Below are 3,824 nucleotides of genomic sequence, written 5' to 3'. Positions count from 1 at the left end.
GTATTTGGAAGGCTATGTGCAGCATTTGAGTTGCTGGCACAAAAATACTGTGCATAATTTAAACCTTGATTCACATTAAAGGCTATGAGAGAAATAAACTTTTTGTTTTTAGTAAATATTTAACAATTTATAGTAAAGTTTAAGGTGATAAATTTAACTAAGGATTTTTATAGTTAAATTGGGCGATTCAAATTTAACTAAGGAATTTTATAGTTCGAGTTAATGCGCTAAACCGAACTAAAGATTTTTATAGTTTGAGTTAATACGCTAAACCGAACTAAGGATTCTGTGATTTATGTTGATATCAATCATTCGGTTTAATTTTAGTAACTTTTAATTTGATTCAACCCGCCAACAAACTAATTGCAATCACGCTGTTGAAGTTTAAAGTAGTATGCGTTAGAATGCGCTACCATTTTCCTGTGCTCAGGCGGCTTTGTTGCGTGCTCGGGTGTTGGTGAATGCTTATTTTAGGCGGGTTTTAGCGTCTTTTTGCGAGTTGTTTTAAGTTTTCTTTAAAGCGTTTTTGGAGAAAAGTTAAAGTAATTTGCCCTTGGGTGGATCAAAGTTTTGCGACTTAGGTCGTGAAAAATTGCCAAAGCAGTATTGCCTTAATAAATAAAGGCGGCGTTTTGGTTAAAGCTGCAAAAGCAGTGAAAATAAGTGTTTCGTGGTCAATTGTAATCACGGAAGTAAATAATAATAAAATGAGGATAAAAGATGTCTTTAGGTATCGTAGGTCGCAAATGCGGCATGACTCGTGTCTTTACTGAAGATGGAACATCTATCCCTGTAACGGTTGTTCATGTGGAGCCAAACACGGTAACACAAGTGAAAACAACTGATACAGATGGGTATAGCTCTATTCAAGTAACAACAGGTCTTAAGAAGCGCTCTCGTGTGAATAAAGCGGAGGCTGGTCATTTTGCTAAGGCAAATGTTGAGCCGGGTCGCGGTTTATGGGAGTTTCGTCTAAGCGCAGAACAAGTTGCAGAATATGAAGCTGGTAAAACAGTTGATGTTTCTATGTTTGAAGCTGGTCAAAAAGTAGATGTAACAGGTACTTCTAAGGGTAAAGGTTTCCAAGGTGGTGTTAAGCGTCATAATTTCAGAACGCAAGATGCAACGCATGGTAACTCCCTGTCTCATCGTGTGCATGGTTCAACAGGTCAAAACCAGACGCCTGGTCGTGTTTTCAAGAATAAGAAAATGGCAGGTCACATGGGTAATGTTCAAATCACTATGCAAACTCTTGAAGTTGTTAAAGTAGATGTTGAAAACGGTTTGTTGTTATTAAAAGGCGGCATTCCTGGCGCAACAGGCGGTGATGTTATCGTAACACCTGCTATCAAAGTTAAAGCTTAAGAGGGAGAGTGCACGTGGATTTAAATATTAAAACATTGGCTGGTGAAAACACTAGCGTGCTAAATGTGGCAGATAGCGTATTCTCTAAAGATTATAATGAAGCATTGGTTCATCAAGTCGTTGTGGCTTATATGGCTGGTGCGCGTCAAGGTACAAAAGCACAAAAAACACGTTCTGAAGTATCAGGCGGTGGTGCTAAGCCTTGGAGACAAAAAGGAACAGGGCGTGCGCGTGCTGGTACTATTCGCTCTCCAATCTGGCGCAAAGGTGGTGTGACATTTGCTGCTAAGCCTAGAAGCTATGAGCAAAAAGTTAACCGCAAAATGTACCGTGCGGCAATTCAATCTATTTTGTCTGAGTTGTTAAGAAGTGATCGCCTGTTGGCGGTTGAAGGCTTTAAGCTTGAAACACCAAAAACAAAAGAATTCGTCCAGTTATTAAAGCAGTTAGATGTTAAAGAAGCTTTGATTGTTGTAAGCCCTGAAGAGTTTACTGAAGAGCTGTACCTTGCTTCAAGAAACATTAAGAATGTAGCTGTTGTTGATTCACATGAAATCAATCCTGTTGCGTTAATGTGCTTTGACAAAGTAATTATGACTCAAGAAGCAGTTAAGCAAGTTGAGGAGCGTTTAGTATGAATCAAGAAAGATTACTTAAAGTGTTGCTAAGTCCGCATGTGACAAACAAAGCATATGAGGCCGCTGAGCGTGCTTCTTATGTTGTTTTCAAAGTCGCGACGGATGCAACAAAAAACGAAATTAAAAAAGCAGTTGAAATGCTTTTTGAAGTACAAGTTGAAGATGTGAAAACTGTCAACGTTAAAGGTAAAGCGCGCCGTTTTGGTCGTATTGAAGGTAGAACTAAAGACTGGAAGAAAGCTTATATTAGACTTCAAGAAGGTCATGACATCAATTTTATTGGTGCTGAATAAGTTAGCGGTGAGGATAGATAATGAAAATAGTTAAAGCAAAACCAACCTCTCCTGGTCGTCGCTTTGTTGTTCAGATCCAAAACCCTGAGCTTCACAAAGGTAGACCTTTTGCTGGATTAGTTGAGAGTAAGTCTAAAAACGCAGGTCGTAACAACCAAGGTCGTATTACTGTTCGTCATCAAGGTGGCGGTCACAAGCAAAACTACCGTGTTATTGACTTTAAACGCGTTAAAGATGGTATTCCAGCTAAAGTTGAACGTATCGAGTATGACCCAAATCGTACAGCAAATATCGCATTATTGTTGTACAAAGATGGTGAAAGAAGATACATGATTGCGCCAAAAGGCTTAACGGCTGGTATGGAAGTTGTTTCTGGTGAGCATGTCTCAATCAAACCAGGTAACTGCATGCCAATCCGTAACATTCCGCTTGGTACGGTTGTTCATAACGTTGAATTAAAGCCTGGCAAAGGTGCGCAAATGGCACGCTCTGCTGGAACTTCAGTTCAAATCGTTGGTAAAGATAATGCTTATGCGATTGTGCGCTTGCGTTCAGGTGAGATGCGTAAAGTATTGTTGGGTTGTCGCGCAGTAATTGGTGTTGTTTCTAATTCTGAGCACAACTTAAGATCAATCGGTAAAGCAGGTGCTAATCGTTGGCGTGGTATTCGTCCTACTGTACGTGGTGTTGCGATGAACCCGGTTGATCACCCACATGGTGGTGGTGAAGGTCGTACCTCTGGTGGCCGTCACCCTGTAACGCCTTGGGGTGTGAAGACTAAAGGTAAGAAAACACGTACAAACAAGCGTTCTAACAAGCTAATTGTACAAAGACGTAAATAATTAAAGGGAGAATACTGTGGCTCGTTCATTAAAGAAAGGACCTTTTGTAGATCATCACCTATTAAAGAAAGTGTTTGATGCGCAAGAGTCTAATTCAAAAAAGCCAATCAAAACTTGGTCTAGAAGATCAATGATTGTGCCAGATATGATTGGTTTAACAATCGCTGTGCATAACGGTCATCAACATGTTCCAGTTCTTGTAACTGAAAACATGATTGGGCACAAGTTAGGCGAGTTTGCTGTGACACGTAATTACCGTGGTCATGCAGCAGATAAAAAAGCTAAGAAAAAATAATTGAGGTTTTCAATGGAAGTTCAAGCTAAATTAAAACATGCGCGAATTTCAGCTCAAAAAGCACGTTTGGTCGCTGATCAAATTCGTGGTTTGCCAGTTGAAAGAGCGTTAAACCTTCTTTCTTTTAGCAATAAAAAAGCTGCTGAATTGATCAAAGGTGTCTTAACGTCGGCTATTGCTAACGCTGAGCATAACGATGGTATGGATATTGACGAGCTGTATGTTTCTACAGTACACGTTGATGAAGGTTCAACCATGAAACGTTTTGAAGCTCGCGCTAAAGGTCGTGGTAATCGTATTTTAAAACGCACTTCTCACGTTACTGTGAAAGTGGCAGAAAAAAATTAAGGGGCACTAAATGGGTCAGAAGGTTCATCCTACCGGTATACGC

Annotated in this window: 6 protein-coding genes; all 6 read left to right on the top strand. The window is 39.9% G+C overall.

The features are described 5' to 3' along the window. The first annotated feature begins 720 nt into the window (after positions 1-720). Genes rplC through rplV form a run of 6 tightly spaced genes read left to right on the top strand, consistent with a single transcriptional unit; the run spans position 721 to position 3,781 of the window. Complete coding sequence (gene rplC / locus ACY10D_RS01260) at positions 721-1,365, top strand: 50S ribosomal protein L3 (protein ID WP_486998998.1); 645 nt, start codon at positions 721-723, stop codon at positions 1,363-1,365. 14 nt (positions 1,366-1,379) lie between these two features. After that, entirely contained in the window at positions 1,380-2,003 is a 624-nt protein-coding gene (rplD, locus tag ACY10D_RS01255) for a 50S ribosomal protein L4 (RefSeq protein WP_486998997.1), read from the top strand. Continuing rightward, on the top strand, positions 2,000-2,296 hold the full coding sequence (gene rplW / locus ACY10D_RS01250) for a 50S ribosomal protein L23 (RefSeq protein WP_486998996.1): 297 nt from the start codon (positions 2,000-2,002) through the stop codon (positions 2,294-2,296). The genes rplD and rplW overlap by 4 nt, the downstream gene beginning before the upstream one ends. Positions 2,297-2,313: 17 nt before the next feature. Beyond that, the gene (rplB, locus tag ACY10D_RS01245) at positions 2,314-3,138 is read left to right on the top strand and encodes a 50S ribosomal protein L2 (protein WP_486998999.1); all 825 of its coding nucleotides are present in this window, start codon (positions 2,314-2,316) and stop codon (positions 3,136-3,138) included. 16 nt (positions 3,139-3,154) lie between these two features. Beyond that, positions 3,155-3,433 carry a 30S ribosomal protein S19 gene (rpsS, locus tag ACY10D_RS01240; protein WP_117001410.1) on the top strand — a complete coding sequence of 93 codons (279 nt, stop codon included), beginning with the start codon at positions 3,155-3,157 and terminating at the stop codon, positions 3,431-3,433. A gap of 12 nt (positions 3,434-3,445) precedes the next feature. Continuing rightward, entirely contained in the window at positions 3,446-3,781 is a 336-nt protein-coding gene (rplV, locus tag ACY10D_RS01235) for a 50S ribosomal protein L22 (RefSeq protein WP_117001409.1), read from the top strand. Positions 3,782-3,824 lie beyond the last annotated feature (43 nt).

Source organism: Cysteiniphilum sp. (assembly GCF_057495195.1).
Note: the sequence above shows the minus strand (reverse complement) of the source record. Positions and strands in the feature narration are given on the sequence as shown.

Coding starts and splice junctions, on each gene's coding strand:
- rplC (WP_486998998.1), top strand. CDS start 721: ATGTCTTTAGGTATCGTAGGTCGCAAATGCGGCATGACTCGTGTCTTT.
- rplW (WP_486998996.1), top strand. CDS start 2,000: ATGAATCAAGAAAGATTACTTAAAGTGTTGCTAAGTCCGCATGTGACA.
- rplV (WP_117001409.1), top strand. CDS start 3,446: ATGGAAGTTCAAGCTAAATTAAAACATGCGCGAATTTCAGCTCAAAAA.